Raw genomic sequence first — 17,368 nt, 5'->3', positions numbered from 1 at the left:
TTTAAATCCCCTTACTTATACTGGCCATTTCTTGAGCTACACCTGTTACAATTGTAAGTTCGTGCTTTGCTTTAGAGCCATATTGAATAGTGGTAGAAACTTGCAACATGTTACACGATATACCGGCAGTAAAATTAAATCGGCGTGGGCACTCTAAATCAAGCGCCCCCTGATTTAGGTTTACCATTTTGCTTTGCATATCGTCGTGCGTGGCTATTACCATCCCTTCATCATCTGCGCCTGCATGAGTTGATACTTCATCTGGCGTTAAAAAAAACTGATTAGCAGCACCTTTGCTTGCCTCATCAGAAATCATTCGCTGTACTTCTCCAATAAGCTCATTTTCAGCGACTTCTCGCTCTTGAGCTGCATTGGTAATTTTTATATCTACACTACTGCTGCTCATTAATGTAACGGCAATTCCCGTTACAGCAATAACCATAATAAGGGCTGTAATAAGCACAACACCTTGTTGTTTATTTGCGTGTTTACTTAGATACGCCATAAATTTGCTCCCACGTTATTTAAACGAATTGTGGTGGTAAATACTGTTCTTCTGTAAGTATCGGTAAAAGTGAGCTCTCGGGAGTCTTCATCTTCACCTAAAATATATGTTTGATTTTTTATTTTAAGACCCGGATCTGGTTGCAATGCTCTAACTAATAAAAAAACCTGCACTGTTAGAATACTTTTGCGGTTTTCCCAGTCAGAGTGCTGCATGTCCTCAATGCTTCGGTACGAATCAACACGGCTATCACTGTCTGTATCTAAACCAAATACAAAGCGCATGTTTTCAACGCCCTCCATTATGGTTTCGGCCTTCATGTTGGCGCCATTTAAGCGTTTACGCATTAATGCTGGTACTGTAAGGCTTTTATTATTTACCGTATAAGTTTGCTCTGCGAGGTAATAAACATGATGGCTATAAGGCCACACCGTGGCATTAACGTTTAAACTACCCGCAGCTACAACGCCTCGGGTAAATTCTGCGCTTTCTTGCTCAGCTATAAAATAGTTTTCATCCGCTTGTGTTTCATTAGTGGCGCCATCTACCGTGAGCTGCTCACCTTGTAAAAACTTGATTTGTAAAATGTCAGTTCCTGCAATTGGCTTACTTATACAGTTAAGCTCACTTGTTGAACTGGCCTCTTTTGCATAAATAGTTCTGAAATTGCTAGAGGATGCTAAATCTGGAAAGCTGCCGTTATTAAGCCCTTCGAAGCAATCACCACCAGGGTTAGCTAACGTTTGTGTGTTTGCTGCAGTAAACGAATCATCATAATAAGTTCCCCAAAAGCCTACCTGCTCTATATCACGCTGCATAATATTAATGGCTAAGCGGCCTGACTCTTGTAACTCGCCTATTGTCATTGTGTCTTTTGTGGTTACTTTCATGCCAATATAGGTAAACATCACCCCACCTAAAATGAGCCCACCAATAAATAATGAAATCATCATTTCTATTAGTGTAAAACCTTTTTCTCTCATGTTAGCTCCTTAGGTATATATAGCTATTTAATGCAACCAAACGGCGTTTTTTATCGTCAGTACCGCATTTTAGCGCTTTGGTTTCATCATTGGCATTAAACTCTTGGCGGCCTTGCCAAGACACTATTACTTCAATATTAAACCCACGCCCACCCGTTCCTGCTGCAGCCGTAGGGTTTATACATACTGTGGCATCATCGAGAGAGCCGGTGTTTTCGCGTGCACGAATGGCGCGTTTCCATTGCTGTAAATCAAGGGCTGCAACTTGCGCTGCAGTGCATGACCCACTAAAACAAGCCGTAGAGGTAGACGTTGATGTTTTACTGGTGAAAGTTTGCGTATATAAAGTAACTAGCTGTGCGGTATCATTTGCTCTAATGCGCTGAATAATATCATTTCCTAACGCCACCGCGGCTGCGCGCTGCATAGAGTCAAAGCTTGCCTGCTTAGCTTTTGCTTGCAGTGCAACAGCGCCTAATAAGCCAAAGCTTAAAATAATAAACGCAATCAGCACTTCAATTAAGGTAAAGCCTTTTTGAGGTTTTTTGTGGGGTGAATGCATAATAAAAACCAAATAAATTTTATCTGATTATAAGTTTATGCATTGAAAATGTAGATGCAATATATACTAGGACAAGCGGTTAAATTTGTTGATAAACGGTTAACAGCATCAAGCCAATTGAGCTAATTGATGATTAAAGTTACTCTATCTGGAGGCGATTTAACTCCAGCGCAATGCTGCTAATTTAGTGGGCTCAATAGCGGCCTCTGCCTTACTTAAAAAGCCAAGCAACCTACTAAAAATTCAACCTAAAACATAACAGGCTCTAACTTAGCGCATTTTTTACTGTTTTTAGCTCTCGCCTACTTACGCTTAATTGCTCCTTACATCCGGCTAGTTCTACGCTATGTACACCAGGGCTTTGGGTATGCAAGGCAACAAGCTTTTGTTTGTTTATGAGCGTATTTCTGTGAATACGTAATAATTGCGTTGGGAAGCGTTGCTCAAGTTGTTTTAAGCTTTGTTCAATTAGGGCCTCGCCCTCTTTAAATACCATATTGGTGTATTTTTCTTGGGCATTAAAGTAATACACTTGATCAAGTTCAATACTTTTTATTGTGCCACCAAGCTGATAACTAATTTTTGTAGATTGCTGCTTTTGCATATGCGCTTTATTTAAACGCCCTACTTGCGCTAACACTTTATTTAATGCCTGTTCAGTAACGGGTTTTACTAAGTATCCTGCGGCACTAAGCTGTAGCGCATCAAGTGCATGCTCGGGGTAAGCCGTTACAAATACTATTGCCGGTGGCACGCTCAGCGTATTTAGTTGCTGTGCTACTTCTAGGCCATTAATACCCGGCATATCTATGTCTAAAAAAACCAAATCGGGATGAACCTGCTTGATAATGGCAAGCCCCTGCGCGCCGTTATCACCTTCGCCTTTAACTAAAATATGCTCGTTTTGCTGCAGTAGCCGCTTTATTCTAGTGCGAGCTAGCGGTTCATCATCAATAATTACAACATTCATTGGGGGTTCTCAAACTGCTTAGGGATCACCACTTTTACTCTAAATACACCCTCTTTTTGTGTGATCGTTAGTTGGGCTTTTTCTTTGTAATATATAAACAATCGCTGGCGAATATTTTCAAGTGCCATGCCGTTATTTGGTCTTTTTAACGCCTCATTATGGGTGATAGGGTTAGAAACAATCAATGTTAAATACCCTGTTGTTACGTGTAGCTCTACACTAATAACGGCCCCTGTTTCACTGGGCTCTACCCCATGACACACCGCATTTTCTATTAACGGCTGAAGGGTTAAGCACGGAATATTAATATCTGGTAAATCAGCAGGCACTTGCCAATTAAGCTTTAAACGACTGCCAAAGCGCCAAGTTTCCAGCGCAACATATTGTTTTGATAAGGTCAGCTCATCTTCGAGAGAAACGCGCTGCCCCGAGCGCATAGCCGCTTGCGACAGCGCCGCAAGCGCAAGTATTGCTTGCTCTGCAGCATCAGCGTCATGATGTGTAAGCTCGGCGGCGGTATTAAGGCTATTGTACAAAAAATGAGGGCGAATTCTGGCTTGCAAAGCATCAAGCTCCGCGCGCGAAAGCGCTTTTGTTTGCTGCTCTTTTTCAAAGTAAATCAGTAAAAACTGAACAAATAAAGCCGTGATCAAAAAAACAATTAAGCAGTTTCGTAATACAAAATAAATACTCGTTTCATCATTTGTAATATCTAAAAAGTAGCGGGCACACAGCACACTAAATAAAGCGGTGCTGGCTAAAAAGGAAATAAAAAAAGCAAAAAGCTGGGTGGTTTGCGGCTTTTTTTGTAAAACACCCCGAAAAGAGTATAAAGCAGAAATACTGACCAAAACGGTCATATGAGAAAATAAACTAATTACGCCAAGGCTTTGCCAGCTATCCCCTTCAACAAAAGGAGCAAACGCTAAGATGGTAGCTACAACTTGGGTAACAATAAGCGTGGCAAGTACCCCGCGCTCATTAAAAAGAGCCGAAAAAAGCAATGTTTCACCTTGCGGCACCTTGCTCATAACGGCTCTCCTTGTAATCTAAATAATTAATTTATATAGATTAACGCAGCTCAACAGGAACGGCAAATACGATATTCTCTTCTTCACCTGGGTTTTCAACTACCTGCTTGCCGCCTAGCTCTTTTAAGCGTGCAATAACTTGTTGTACAAGCACTTCTGGCGCAGAAGCCCCCGCAGTTACTCCCACAGCGTTAGTTTCGCCAAACCACTGTGCTTCAACATTGGTTGCATCATCGATTAAATAAGCGGTTGTGCCCATTTTATCTGCAAGTTCACGTAAACGGTTAGAGTTAGAGCTGTTTTTTGCCCCCACAACTAATAACACATCTACTTTGTCTGCTAAATCACGCACAGCATCTTGACGGTTTTGTGTCGCATAGCAAATGTCATCTTTGCGCGGGCCATCAATTGCTGGGAATTTTTCGCGCAGCGCATCAATGACATCTGCAGTGTCATCTACTGAGAGCGTTGTTTGGCTACAATAAAATAGGTTATCAGCATTTTTAACGTTAAGTTTGGCAACATCTTCTGCGGTTTCTACAAGGTAAATACCACCGTCGTTATTGTCATACTGCCCCATAGTACCCTCAACTTCTGGGTGACCATGGTGACCAATTAAAATACACTCAATACCTTTACGGCTCGCACGCGTTACTTCCATATGCACTTTAGTAACTAATGGGCATGTTGCGTCAAACACTTTTAAATCGCGGCGTTTAGCTTCTGAGCGTACCGCTTGCGATACACCGTGGGCGCTAAAAATAACAATGCTGTCATCAGGTACTTGGTCTAGCTCTTCAACAAATACAGCACCACGGTTTTTTAAACCATCTACTACGTAGCGGTTATGAACGACCTCGTGGCGTACGTAAATTGGCTTTTCAAAAATATCTAAAGCGCGCTCTACTATGCTAATTGCACGGTCTACACCTGCACAAAAGCCTCGCGGGTTCGCTAATAAAATATCCATTAGCCTTGCACCTCAATAATATCTACTTCAAACGTTAAACGTTGACCTGCTAACGGATGATTAAAATCTATAGTAACCGACTCACCTTGTACTTCGCGTACCAGTCCTGGCAGCTCAGTACCATCTGGCTGAGTAAAGGCAATAATTGCGCCGACTTTAGCTGGCGTTTCTGCACCAAATTTACTGCGTTCTACATAGTAAATATTATCTGGATTAGGTTGGCCAAAGGCGTCTTCTGGTTCTAACTCAAACGTTTTGCTTTCGCCTGCACTTAAACCTAGTAAGCACTTTTCAAAATTAGCCGTTAAGCTGCCATCACCCATCGTTAACTTGGCTGGTTTATTATGCACCTTGGTTGAGTCTGCGGCAGAGCCATCTTCTAGTTTAATAGAAAAGTGAAAAATAACCTCTGAGTTTTCACCAATTACAGCTTGGCTCATGCTTTATGCTCCTTCGGACTTTCGCCTGTAAAGGCATCAAATAATAATAATGCGGCACCAATACAAATTGCACAGTCGGCAATATTAAATACTGGAAAATGCGAGTTTTTATAAAACACATGTATAAAGTCAATTACATAACCATAAGCAACACGGTCATATAAATTACCAATAGCGCCAGCAAGCACTAACGCATAAGCACTACATAATATTTTATTTGTCGCTGGTAAACGCTTTAACCACCACACTAATAGCGCACTAATAGCAATGGCAATAAAACTTAAAAACCAACGTTGCCAGCCACCTGCTTCACTTAAAAAGCTGTAGGCCGCTCCATAGTTATGTACGTAGGTAATACTAAAAACAGGCAGTAAATTAATCGACTCTTGATAAGCCATGGTATTTACAACAAGTGTTTTAGTGGCAAAGTCTATTACAAGCAGTAATAGACTTAACCAAAGCCACACTAAACCACTTTTTTGGGCTAGTTTGCTCACTGAGTAAAGCTCCTAAGCGAATTGACGCTTTTCACCTTCGCCGTCAACATTGCTTACACAACGACCACAAATTTCAGGATGTGCAGGCTCTGAACCTACATCATCGCTGTAATGCCAACAACGCTCACATTTAGTTGCATCTGTGGCTACTACGCTAATGTACAAACCTTCAATTTCGGTTGTTTGTGTATCACTTGGCTGGCTATCTACTGCAGATACAGTGACCGCAGACGTTAGTAATACAAAACGCAGTTCATCACCTAATGCTGCTAACTTATCAGCCAGTGCTTTTTCGGCGTATAAGTTAACGCTTGCTTGTAACGTTGCGCCAATCACTTCTTCTTTACGGGCTGCTTCTAGTACGCGGTTTACTTCGTCACGTACATTTAGAATCGCTTGCCAGTCATCGTTGCTAAATTGGCTGTTTGTCGGTGCGTGCAAACCATCGTACCATACCGATGTAAATACGTAATCGCTACGCTCGCCCGGTAATGCTTCCCAAATTTCTTGAGCTGTAAAGCTCATAATTGGTGCCATCCAACGAGTCATTGCTTCAGCAATATGATAAAGCGCAGTTTGACAAGAACGACGTGCATGACTGTCGCTTTTTGCTGTGTACTGGCGGTCTTTAATTACATCCAAGTAGAACGAACCAAGCTCACCTGTACAGAAGTTCATTAGCTTTTGCGTTACTAATAGCATTTGGTAGCTATCGTAAGCTGCTAAAATTTCTTCTTGTAATTGGGCTGCACGGCCAACAATCCACTTATCAAGCTCAACCATATCATCAACAGCAACTTGGTCTGTTTTTGGATCAAAACCACTTAAGTTAGCTAACAAGTAACGGCTAGTGTTACGAATACGGCGGTAACGATCTGCAGAGCGTTTAAATATTTCATCCGATACCGTCATTTCGGCGGTGTAATCGGTAGAAGCTACCCATAAACGTAAAATGTCAGCGCCAAGTTTATTCATCACGTTTTGTGGTGAAATAACGTTACCTAACGACTTTGACATTTTGCGGCCGTTTTCATCTACGGTAAAGCCGTGCGTTAGTACTTGCTTGTAAGGTGCGTGACCGTTAATAGCAACTGAGGTCATCATTGATGACATAAACCAACCACGGTGCTGATCAGAACCTTCTAGGTATAAATCGGCTGGGCCAACTAACTCTTCACGTGCATCAACAACACACGCATGTGTTACGCCCGAATCAAACCATACATCTAACGTATCTTGTACTTTCATGTATTGCTTGGCATCTTCTTCGCCTAACAAGGTGGCAGGCTCTAGGTCATACCATGCTTGAATGCCTGATTTTTCTACCAGCTCTGCAGCTTGCTCAATAAGCGCTTGCGTATTTGGGTGTAAAGCACCAGTGTCTTTATCAACAAATAAAGCAATTGGCACACCCCAAGTACGTTGGCGTGAAATACACCAATCTGGGCGACCTTCAACCATGTTCGCAATGCGGCTTTCGCCCCACTCTGGCAACCATTGGGTGTTTTTAATTTCGCTTAACGAGTCTTGACGTAAGTTAGCCTGATCCATGCTTACAAACCACTGCGGTGTAGCACGGAAAATAATAGGCGTTTTGTGGCGCCAACAATGCGGGTAGCTATGCGTAAGCGCATGATGATGCATTAAAGCACCGCGCTCTGTTAGTACGTCAATTACACTGGCATTTGCTTTAAATACATGCTGACCAGCAAATAATTCTGTATCAGGCAGGTAAACGCCATTCGCGCCCACAGGGTTTGCTACTTCAAGATTGTAATTTAAGCCTGCCGCGAAATCTTCTTGACCATGGCCTGGCGCGGTATGTACCACACCCGTACCTGAGTCAGTAGTTACGTGGTCTGCTACAATTACCGGTACATCAAAATCGTAAAATGGGTGAGCAACGTGTAAGTTTTCAAGTGCTGCACCTTTAACATAACCTAGTACGTGGAAATGATTAAAGCCATAACGGTCCATTGCATCTTTAACAAGCTCTGAGCCTAAAATTAAACGTTGCTGTGAGCCTTCATCATCTACTTGTACTAAGGCGTACTCTAAATCTGCATGCACTGCTACCGCACGGTTAGCGGGTAAGGTCCACGGTGTTGTAGTCCAAATAACAGTACCTACACTGCCTTGGCCTTTATGGCCATCGGCTAAATCAAAGGCATTAACAACCGCGTCTTGATCTGCAAATGTAAAACGTACGTCAATCGCTGGAGATTGCTTATCTTGGTACTCTACTTCTGCCTCTGCTAATGCAGAGCCACAGTCTGTACACCAATGCACAGGCTTTGCACCTTTATGAAGGTGGCCATTTTTAATAATACGACCAAGCACGCGAATAGCGTTTGCTTCAAAGTCATAGTTCATTGTTAAGTAAGGTTTGTCCCAATCGCCAAACACACCTAAACGTTTAAAGTCTACTTTTTGACCTTCAACTTGCTTTTTAGCGTAAGCACGGCATTTTTCACGAAACTCGCTCGCGGTTACTTTAACGCCTGGCTTGCCTACTTTTTTCTCAACCATTAACTCAATTGGCAAACCATGACAGTCCCAACCAGGCACATAAGGTGCATCAAAGTCAGATAAAGTTTTAGACTTAACAATTATGTCTTTTAAAATTTTATTTACTGAGTGGCCTAAATGGATATCGCCGTTTGCATACGGAGGGCCGTCATGCAAAATAAAGGTCTTTTTACCTTTTTTAGCGCTGCGAATTTGACCGTACAGGTCGTCTTCATACCATGCTTTAAGCATTTTTGGTTCACGTTGTGCCAAATTGCCACGCATTGGAAACTGTGTTTCCGGTAAATTCAAAGTATGTTTGTAGTCGCTCATTAATCCTACTTTCCGTATCTATCGGCTACCTAATTTAAACCAAAACACTGTTTTGCGGCGGCAACATCGGTTGCAATTTGTGCCGTTAACTGTGTTAATGTCTCGAATTTTTTCTCATCGCGAAGTTTTTTTATTAACTCCACGTGCATAAACTGTCCATATATATCTTGTGCAAAGTCAAAAAGATGAACTTCTAACAAAGCACGAGTTCCATTAAAAGTGGGCTTGTTACCAATATTGGCTACCCCATAAACGTGTTTCCCGGCAATGTTTGCTTTTACGGCAAACACCCCATTTACAGGGCAAACTTGGCGTTTAAGCGCTATATTTGCAGTTCGAAAACCAAGCTCTCGCCCTCTTTTCCAACCATGTATTACACGCCCTGAAATAGCATAATTATGCCCTAGCATTAACTTAGCATTTTCTAAGTCGCCTGCGGCTAATGCTTCACGTATTAGTGTGCTGCTTACTCTAGCATTTAATTGGCGAAAACTCGCGGTGCTTTTTACATCCATGCCCGCTTGTTTGCCCATACTGAGCAGTAAATTAAAATTCCCTTGGCGCTGTTTACCAAATTTAAAATCATCACCTACTGTGAGTGCTTTAACGCCTAGCTTTTTAATTAAAATATCACTAACAAATTGCTCAGCGTGCATATTGGCAAATTGTTGGTTAAAGCTAATACAAATAACCCGCTCAATACCTAAGTTACTTAGTAATCTGAGTTTGTCGCGTAACCGAGTAAGTCGAGCTGGCGCATTGTTTTTAGCAAAAAACTCTTGCGGCTGCGGCTCAAATAACATCACAGTACTGGGTAAGTTATGTGCTTTGGCATCCGCTAACAGCCCTTTTAACACTTCGCCATGGCCTAAATGCACACCGTCAAAATTACCAATAGTCAACACACAACCATAATGCTGCGCTCGAATATTGTGTATACCTCTAATTAACTCCATGCCACCTAATGCCTTTTTCAGCGAGTATTATTAACGACTTTAAAATCGTTCAAAACCACAGGGCTGCCGATTATAATCTTTTTTTTAGTTTGATTCAGTAGTTGCTACACTTTTTATCGTATTTAGTCTTACACCAAGTAAAAACAGCACCGCAAAGTAACTTATTGCAGCAATTACTAGCAATACAATTAACAACATTACTTGCTCAGAAAAATGCCATGTAGCCCAATAATAACGGCTGCTGACGTACCACGTTAAAGCGCCCATTACCAAGCTTGCCACAATGCACTTTACGCTAAAGCGCAGGCTCATTGCAGAAAACTGATACACGTTTTCTTTTTTAAGTTGCCTGTAAAGTAAAAAAGCATTGCAGCTGGCCGACATAGACGTTGCTAAAGCAAGCCCTAAATATCCTATAAACGGGGCTAACATAATATTAAATACCATATTAAGCACCAGCGTAATAATACCAATACGCACAGGTGTTTTGGTATCTTGACGCGAGTAAAAACCCGGCGCTAATACTTTAATAAGCATAAAGCTAACTAACCCTACCGAGTAGGCAACCACCCCTAAGCTTACCGCTTTAACATGATCAACATCAGCGTCTTTAAATGCACCGTGATCAAATAGCACAGTAATGATAAGCGGGCTTATAATCATTAAACCAACCATGGCGGGTATGCCTAAAAAAATCACAAAACGCACACCCCAATCTAACGTATGCTGAAAATCACTGAGCTTTTTACTGCTATGCAATTTAGAAAGTGCGGGTAAAATAACAGTGGCAATACCAATACCAAATAAACCAAGTGGAAACTCAATTAACCTATCTGAGTAATAAAGCCATGCGATAGAGCCCGTCATTAATAGCGAGGCAATCATGGTGTCGAGCAGGAGGTTAATTTGGCTTATTGAAACACCAAATAATGCCGGTAGCATAAGCTTACGCACTTTTTTAACGTTCTCGTCTTGCCACGCCCAGCGAGGACGTGCCAGCATTTTTGCTCGGTATAAAAATGGTAACTGAAACAACAATTGCACCACCCCGCCCACAAATACACCAATAGCTAACGCATACGCCCCCACGCTAAATTTGTCGTGCAATAAAATGGCGCAGGTAATAATTGAAACATTAAGTAATACGGGCGTAAAAGCAGCCACTGCAAAGCGGTTATACACATTCATTACTGCACCGCTAAGTGCTACCAAACTAACAAATAACAAATACGGAAAAGTTAACTTTAATAAGGAGCTTGCCAGCACAAATTTTTCTGCATTAGGGCCACCTTGCCACCAATCTATAAACCAGCCAGTACCAAATAACGCGGCAATAACAGGCGAGGCAATAACGCCAAAAATAGTCACGCAAAGCAAAATAGTGCCCAGCGTACCGGCAGCCTGTGCTACAAATAACTTAACTTTATCATCGCCATGGTGTTCTTTAATTTCACTAAGTACAGGCACAAATGCCTGGGCAAAGGCCCCCTCTGCAAATAGACGGCGTAAAAAATTGGGAATACGGTTAGCAAACAAAAAAACATCAGCAGCTGCACTAGCACCTAATAAATTTGCAACGACAGCGTCTCGTACTAACCCTAAAATACGCGATATCATTGTCATACAACTTACAATCATACCGGAGCGAAATAATCCTTTTGACACCTTAAACCTACTTAAAAACCTTTAGTTAGCGCAATTATGCCACAGTCTTTTTTATAAATCGCTTTAAAGCACTAGGCTGGGCGTCTGTGCTTTGTTACAATAGCGATATTAACTGCTAAAGCGGCAAATTGATGTTCGTTATAAGGAGCAGTTTTTCTTGAGTTGTTAAATTTAAATTGACATTCATGATAAAAACAGGCATATTCCACGGCCTTTAATTTAAGCTTTATTTAAGATTGTTAGGAGCAAACCTTGGCTAACATCAAGTCTGCAAAAAAACGCGCTATCACTAGCGAAAAAAACCGTCAGCACAACGCAAGCCGTCGTTCAATGATGCGTACTTACTTCAAAAAAGTAACCGCTGCTATTGAAGCTGGCGATAAAGAAGCTGCACAGCAAGCTTTCTCTGTTGCTACACCTATCCTAGACCGTTACGCAACTAAGGGTCTAATTCATAAAAACAAAGCAGCTCGTCATAAGAGCCGTTTAGCAGCTAAAATTAAAGCGCTATAATTTGTTTTATGATTAAAAAACCGGCCTAGGCCGGTTTTTTTATATCTAAAATTTGGTATTTAGCAATCCGCTAAACTTTAAGCTAATTTAACGCATTACTATTAAAGCTGGTTAAACGTTTTCCAAATCGGGATAAAACTTTTTCAACATGGCCGCAATTTTTTTAGGCGTAAATGGCTTAACCACAAATCCTTTAGCACCTTTATCAATGGCTTCTTTAACATTTTCTACTGCTGAATGGGCCGACACCATCACCACATTAGTTTCAGGGTTAATATCATTAATTTGCGCGATTAACTCTTTACCATCGCCGTCAGGCAGTTCAATATCTAAAAAAATCATATTGTAATTAGCTGCTTGGCATTCGCTAATGCATTGTTTAGCCGTTGAAGCCTCTTTAACGTTTTCTATTCCTAAGTGCATGAGCGTTTGGCTCAAAAAACTACGCACTGTGCTAACATCATCTACTATTAAAATTGATAGCTGCGTATCCATGTATCTTCCTCGTAGGCTAAAAGCATTGTATAAGTTATTATATAACTAGATATTTAATCATTTTATTATAGAGACCTACGCTCAAAAGGCCAGATTTGCTTTATGTCAAACAACACAAAAAAACAATCATTGCTTGGTAAAACACCACAAAAAAGAAAAACCCCTGTAAAAAAGCCCCGCAATAGGCCGCAAACAGCACCGCAATCTTCAGCTAACCCAACATCAACCCCAGCAGATCAGCCTGTAAAGTCTAAAAAAGGGTTACTTATTACGCTGGCTATCATTTTTGCCGTAGCTATTATTTTTCCAAAACCAACTTTGCTCACCTATAAAAAATTAGGGTTAGTGAGCGAAAGTATTTATTGGCCTGGGGTCTTTGGATATGGCCGTACATTACTTGATTCAAACTTACACCCGCAGCTAGACGAGAAGCGCAATGCCCTTTATTTATGCGCAGATATGAAGGCGCCGCAAAGCTGTCAAAAGTACCAACTAATAAAAAATAATGGCTTTTTTGCTGCACTTGCTAGCTATATTTAGCATTAAAAAAACTAATCTGAAAATTTAAAATTACTTGGTTGAAAGGTGTGCAAAAGATCAACATAATGGCGCTCCTTTTTTCAACAACTGAACTATTGAAACGACCATGCTAAACGAGCTAGATTGGCTTTTAAACACTGTATTACTTGCACTAGGTTTAGGTGCATTCTTTATTAACCACATAACAATACTGCGTGTTGCAGCGATTAGTGCATGTGGTCTGTTATTTTTGTCTTTTAGCTTGGATTTAATGTCGTCGAGTGTTATTTCGAATATGAGTTTAGTGTTGATCAATACATTTTACTTGTTCAAAGTATATACGTTTGGACAATTTAATGTAACGCAGAGTTAACATTTCCCCTTAGAATATTTTATAGCCCAGCCTTGCTGGGCTTTTTTATTTGAAAAATTAAAAGGCTTGGGGAACAGATTGAACTAAGATAAAATTTATCTCGTATTAATCCTCATTTAGGTCTTACTATGTCTTTATCTGATTTCGATTTATTTTTATCTTCTATGGAAGATGTAAAACCTATAAACCACGATACTGTAACTCCCCTTGCAAGTAATCCCAGTGCCACCCTTGCCCAACAAGAAAAACGCAAAGCTGCCGAGCTTAGCCTTGCGAATGACGAAAATTACTTACAATCTGAGCATGTAGAGCTTTTAGACCCACATGCATTACTCAGTTTTAAAAAAGATGGCGTACAAAGCGCAGTATTTAAAAACTTACGCTTAGCTAAATACCAAGTTGATGCCACATTAGATTTGCATGGCCAATTACTTAAAAACGCACGCACAACATTATTTAACTTTATTACTGATTGCCACCAGCGAAACATTCGCGTTGTACTAGTTCGCCATGGCATTGGTATAAAAAATAAAGCTAAGCCCGGTATACTAAAGAGCTATGTTAATAAGTGGCTACAGGCTCTACCCGCGGTATTAGCGTATCATACCGCTTTAAAGCACCATGGTGGCAGTGGCGCAACGTATGTGTTGCTTAAAAAAAGTGATGAGAAAAAGCATGAAAACCGAGAGATCCATGCTAAACGGTACTAATTAACTTATTTTACTAAATACCAGTAACGAAGCGCACTTTAGTAATTAAATGACCTAATGAAAGGTGGGTTCTCTTTAATTATCTGGCTTTATTAAGCCAAAAACAAATTAACAGAGCCCCTTTTTTTATAATGTGCCTACAAATACGCCTATTCACTTTGTGAAGTTTTGCTTTGTGGCACTTGATCGGCACTCGCTTGGTTAAACCAAGCAGACACGCCTAGCACTATAATAGAAACCACTACTAAACTTAGTTTTACTCCGCCTTGACTTGATTTCATACGTTACTCTTATTATTTTTATTTTAGTGACTAAACTCCACAATAATTAAAATTACAAATGTTAACAAGCTGTTTGTTAAACTGTTTTGCTATCTATTAATAACCTTTTGTTCTATTAACCCGATTATTTAATGTAAGGCCACTTTTTAGGCGATTTATATTTTCTGCAATTTGCGCTGTTACGCTATTTAAATCAGATAACGCGGCGCAATGTGGTGTAATCGTTATTTTAGCGTTATGCCAAAATGGGTGGTCGTGCGGTAGCGGCTCTTGGGTAAATACATCGAGCGTGGCAGCCCTTAACATTTCACTGTTAAGTGCGTTGATTAAATCTTGCTCTACTAGGTGCTCTCCTCTGGCAACGTTAATTACACAGGCATGAGCCGGTAACTTAGCTAATAAATCGGCATTAATAATACCCTTAGTATCTTTTGTTAGCGGCAGTAGGCATACCAAGTAGTCAATTGTGGGCAGCATTTCATTAAGGCCTTGCTGCTGAGAATATAAATGCACCTGCTCATCACTTTTTTCAGTTTTTGACCAAGCGCTTACCGTAAAGCCATTCAGGGTTAGTTTTTTGGCGCACGCTTTACCTAGCTCACCAAAGCCTAAAATACCCACGTGATTATATTTATATGCGCGCTTAGGTTTATAATTGCATTGTGATTGCTTAACAAAATACTCTTTTAAACGCAGCTTGTGCGCAAATACATGGCCTAGTACGTACTCTGCCATATCTTGAGCAAGCTCAGTATCAACAATGCGAACCACGTCTACCTCTTTAGGCAATAAAGACATATTAATACTATCTACACCCGCCCCAAACGATGACACCGCTTTTAAGTTAGGTAATTGCTGCCACAAGTCATCTGGTGCATTCCAGGCTAATACAAACTCTACATTGTTGAGCTTTTTACACTCTGGCCATTGGATTATTTCTTCATTGGGTAATAGCTCTTTTAGCTTTGCAATTAGCTTTGTATTATCTCGCCCGGTAATGGCTACTAATACCGACATAGAAGCTCCTAATTTTATTGAATAAATTTTATCTACACTAATAAACAACTGAGCAGCTCGTTATGTGCTCTTTAAAAAGTCACACAACTGCAAAGTAAATGTCACACCCTTTTTTTACTCTAAACAGGATGGCGAATAGGCCAAATTGTAAATGAGGTTAATATGATAAGCGTTGATAAAGTAATAGCAGCAAACTTACCACAATTAGAGAACTCCCCTAAAGTAAAAGGTTTAGTTAAAAAGGGACTGGGCTACTTATTACATGAACAAGAATTTGTCGCCTTTGGCGATGCTTACCCCCATTTACAAGGGCTAGAGTTTGTTGAACAAGTGCTTGATGAGCTTGACTTTGATACCCGCTACAAACCAAAACAAATTGAAAACATACCCAGCGAAGGTAAGTTAGTTATTGTGGCTAACCACCCCATTGGCTCGCTCGACGCACTTGCGCTGATAAAAGTACTTTCCAGCGTTAGGCAAGATTTAAAAGTGGTTGCCAATCGCATGCTAATGTCGGTCACCCCTATGCATTCACTGCTGTTGCCGGTAGATAATTTATCGGGAACCAGTAAAAAACAAGAATTAAGTAATATACAAAAACACTTAAAAGATGAAGGTGCGTTACTTATTTTTCCTGCGGGAGAGGTCTCGCGTTTAAGCCCTACCGGTATTAAAGATTGCAAGTGGAACAGTGGCTTTTTACGCATGGCTAAAAAAGCAAACAGCCCTGTTCTACCTATTTATATAAAAGCTAAAAACAGTCCGCTTTTTTATGGCACCTCAATGATTTACAAACCACTTGCGAGCTTATTATTAGTAAAAGAAATGTTTAAGCAGCGACAAAAGTCATTAGAGTTTGAAATTGGTGCTTCCATTCCGCCTGAGTCATATTTAATCGAAAACTTAAAAGATAAAGAAATCGTTAATCTCATTCGCAAACAACTTTATCGCCTTACCACTAAAAAGCCCCTTCCCCTTAAAACCCAAACCCCTATTGCTATACCCGAGTGCCGCAAAGAGCTAAAAAAAGCCATAGAGAGTTGTCAGTTATTAGGCAAAACACAGGATGGCATGCATATTCATTTATACCAGTACACTGGCAGCTCACCAGTGTTTAGAGAGCTTGGACGACTGAGAGAAATTGCCTTTAGAGCGGTAGGTGAAGGCAGCGGAAAACGCCGCGACATCGACAAATATGATATGGATTATCAACACTTAGTGCTATGGGATCCTACGCAGCTAGAATTAGTGGGTGCATATCGCCTTGCTTGTGCAAAGGAAATAATAGAGAAACATGGCCGAGAAGGCTTATACACCGATAGTTTGTTTAGTTACACACAAGCAATGAAACCGTATTTAGAGCAAGGTATAGAACTTGGCCGCAGCTTTGTGCAACCTAAATATTGGGGGCGTAAAAGCTTAGACTACTTATGGTACGGTATTGGCGCATTTATTAAAAACTACCCGCAATATCGTTACTTATTTGGCGCGGTGAGCGTTTCTAACGCCTTACCTGAACAAGCAAAAGCCATGCTTGTACATTACTATCAACATTATTATAAATCAGAACAACACCTCGCCACCCCCAATAACGAGTTTAAATTAAGCGAGCAACAACTCACTCAGTGTAAAACTGTTTTTAGTGGTAACGATGTAAAAGAAGACTTTGTAGAATTAAAACATGTACTGGCCAATATGGGGGCACAAGTTCCTACGCTATTTAAGCAATATACTGAGCTGTGCAAGCCTGGCGGCGTAAAGTTTTTAAGCTTTAGTATCGACCCCGACTTTAACAACTGTATTGATGGGTTAGTGCTGGTAGATTTACAAAACGTAAAAGAAAATAAAGCCAAGCGCTATTTAGGTTAGGGCGTGTTGAACTTTACGGATTGAAATTTGTTCAATCTAGGGGCGATTTAATCGCGGCGCGAGGTTTGTAACCTAGTGGGCTAAGTAAAAACCGAGCAACAAAGAGTTTATCGCCCCTAGGCAGAACCCGAAGGGCAGCGCATGTTTGGCATTTATGCTGCGTTATCGCCT

At 40.7% G+C, this 17,368-nt stretch carries 19 protein-coding genes; 5 read left to right on the top strand and 14 right to left on the bottom strand.

What is annotated here, in order from left to right; all coding sequences use genetic code 11:
• Position 1: 1 nt before the first annotated feature.
• The 11 genes from MTF68_RS12975 to murJ all read right to left on the bottom strand — a co-directional run bounded on the left by MTF68_RS12975 (position 2) and on the right by murJ (position 11,420).
• Positions 2-505 carry a hypothetical protein gene (locus MTF68_RS12975; RefSeq protein WP_029774108.1) on the bottom strand — a complete coding sequence of 168 codons (504 nt, stop codon included), beginning with the start codon at positions 503-505 and terminating at the stop codon, positions 2-4.
• Positions 493-1,488 carry a PilW family protein gene (locus MTF68_RS12970; protein ID WP_029774109.1) on the bottom strand — a complete coding sequence of 332 codons (996 nt, stop codon included), beginning with the start codon at positions 1,486-1,488 and terminating at the stop codon, positions 493-495. Before MTF68_RS12970 ends, MTF68_RS12975 begins: the two co-directional genes overlap by 13 nt.
• A gap of 1 nt (position 1,489) precedes the next feature.
• Positions 1,490-2,050 carry a type IV pilus modification protein PilV gene (pilV, locus tag MTF68_RS12965; RefSeq protein ID WP_064386015.1) on the bottom strand — a complete coding sequence of 187 codons (561 nt, stop codon included), beginning with the start codon at positions 2,048-2,050 and terminating at the stop codon, positions 1,490-1,492.
• A 265-nt stretch (positions 2,051-2,315) separates the two neighbouring features.
• Complete coding sequence (locus MTF68_RS12960) at positions 2,316-3,020, bottom strand: LytTR family DNA-binding domain-containing protein (protein WP_064386013.1); 705 nt, start codon at positions 3,018-3,020, stop codon at positions 2,316-2,318.
• Entirely contained in the window at positions 3,017-4,051 is a 1,035-nt protein-coding gene (locus MTF68_RS12955; protein WP_248462726.1) for a histidine kinase, read from the bottom strand. Before MTF68_RS12955 ends, MTF68_RS12960 begins: the two co-directional genes overlap by 4 nt.
• A 40-nt stretch (positions 4,052-4,091) precedes the next feature.
• Complete coding sequence (gene ispH / locus MTF68_RS12950) at positions 4,092-5,021, bottom strand: 4-hydroxy-3-methylbut-2-enyl diphosphate reductase (RefSeq protein WP_029774112.1); 930 nt, start codon at positions 5,019-5,021, stop codon at positions 4,092-4,094.
• Positions 5,021-5,461, bottom strand: coding sequence for an FKBP-type peptidyl-prolyl cis-trans isomerase (gene fkpB, locus MTF68_RS12945; RefSeq protein ID WP_004588360.1), 441 nt, complete (start codon positions 5,459-5,461; stop codon positions 5,021-5,023). Before fkpB ends, ispH begins: the two co-directional genes overlap by 1 nt.
• Positions 5,458-5,958 carry a signal peptidase II gene (gene lspA / locus MTF68_RS12940; RefSeq protein ID WP_004588359.1) on the bottom strand — a complete coding sequence of 167 codons (501 nt, stop codon included), beginning with the start codon at positions 5,956-5,958 and terminating at the stop codon, positions 5,458-5,460. Before lspA ends, fkpB begins: the two co-directional genes overlap by 4 nt.
• Before the next feature lie 12 nt (positions 5,959-5,970).
• Complete coding sequence (gene ileS, locus MTF68_RS12935) at positions 5,971-8,799, bottom strand: isoleucine--tRNA ligase (protein WP_248462725.1); 2,829 nt, start codon at positions 8,797-8,799, stop codon at positions 5,971-5,973.
• Positions 8,800-8,828: 29 nt separating this feature from the next.
• A complete protein-coding gene (ribF, locus tag MTF68_RS12930; RefSeq protein WP_004588357.1) occupies positions 8,829-9,755 on the bottom strand; it encodes a bifunctional riboflavin kinase/FAD synthetase in 927 nt (308 codons plus the stop codon).
• 84 nt (positions 9,756-9,839) lie between these two features.
• Positions 9,840-11,420, bottom strand: a complete 1,581-nt coding sequence (murJ, locus tag MTF68_RS12925) for a murein biosynthesis integral membrane protein MurJ (RefSeq protein ID WP_269083494.1) — start codon at positions 11,418-11,420, stop codon at positions 9,840-9,842.
• A 252-nt stretch (positions 11,421-11,672) separates the two neighbouring features.
• On the opposite strand from murJ, the gene rpsT reads away from it, so the two are divergent.
• Entirely contained in the window at positions 11,673-11,933 is a 261-nt protein-coding gene (rpsT, locus tag MTF68_RS12920) for a 30S ribosomal protein S20 (RefSeq protein WP_004588355.1), read from the top strand.
• 111 nt (positions 11,934-12,044) lie between these two features.
• Here the strand turns inward: rpsT and MTF68_RS12915 are convergent, their stop codons facing one another.
• A complete protein-coding gene (locus MTF68_RS12915) occupies positions 12,045-12,428 on the bottom strand; it encodes a response regulator (RefSeq protein ID WP_004588354.1) in 384 nt (127 codons plus the stop codon).
• 102 nt (positions 12,429-12,530) lie between these two features.
• Here MTF68_RS12915 and MTF68_RS12910 point away from each other — a divergent pair, with 102 nt between their 5' ends.
• The 3 genes from MTF68_RS12910 to smrA all read left to right on the top strand — a co-directional run bounded on the left by MTF68_RS12910 (position 12,531) and on the right by smrA (position 14,030).
• Positions 12,531-12,968, top strand: a complete 438-nt coding sequence (locus MTF68_RS12910; protein ID WP_248462724.1) for a hypothetical protein — start codon at positions 12,531-12,533, stop codon at positions 12,966-12,968.
• A gap of 106 nt (positions 12,969-13,074) precedes the next feature.
• Positions 13,075-13,320, top strand: a complete 246-nt coding sequence (locus MTF68_RS12905; RefSeq protein WP_083901815.1) for a hypothetical protein — start codon at positions 13,075-13,077, stop codon at positions 13,318-13,320.
• Between the two features lie 128 nt (positions 13,321-13,448).
• The gene (smrA, locus tag MTF68_RS12900; protein WP_024032280.1) at positions 13,449-14,030 is read left to right on the top strand and encodes a DNA endonuclease SmrA; all 582 of its coding nucleotides are present in this window, start codon (positions 13,449-13,451) and stop codon (positions 14,028-14,030) included.
• Positions 14,031-14,179: 149 nt separating this feature from the next.
• Here the strand turns inward: smrA and MTF68_RS19720 are convergent, their stop codons facing one another.
• Together MTF68_RS19720 and MTF68_RS12895 are read right to left on the bottom strand one after the other, a co-directional pair.
• The gene (locus MTF68_RS19720) at positions 14,180-14,311 is read right to left on the bottom strand and encodes a hypothetical protein (protein WP_257125150.1); all 132 of its coding nucleotides are present in this window, start codon (positions 14,309-14,311) and stop codon (positions 14,180-14,182) included.
• 96 nt (positions 14,312-14,407) lie between these two features.
• Positions 14,408-15,328: a glyoxylate/hydroxypyruvate reductase A gene (locus MTF68_RS12895; RefSeq protein ID WP_248462723.1), complete on the bottom strand. Its 921-nt coding sequence runs from the start codon at positions 15,326-15,328 to the stop codon at positions 14,408-14,410.
• Positions 15,329-15,490: 162 nt separating this feature from the next.
• Between MTF68_RS12895 and MTF68_RS12890 the strand changes: the two genes are divergently transcribed.
• Positions 15,491-17,197 carry a lysophospholipid acyltransferase family protein gene (locus tag MTF68_RS12890; protein ID WP_248462722.1) on the top strand — a complete coding sequence of 569 codons (1,707 nt, stop codon included), beginning with the start codon at positions 15,491-15,493 and terminating at the stop codon, positions 17,195-17,197.
• Positions 17,198-17,368: the final 171 nt, after the last annotated feature.

This window comes from Pseudoalteromonas sp. 2CM37A (assembly GCF_023161885.1).
GTDB classification, from domain to species: Bacteria; Pseudomonadota; Gammaproteobacteria; order Enterobacterales; family Alteromonadaceae; genus Pseudoalteromonas; species Pseudoalteromonas atlantica.
Note: the sequence above shows the minus strand (reverse complement) of the source record. Positions and strands in the feature narration are given on the sequence as shown.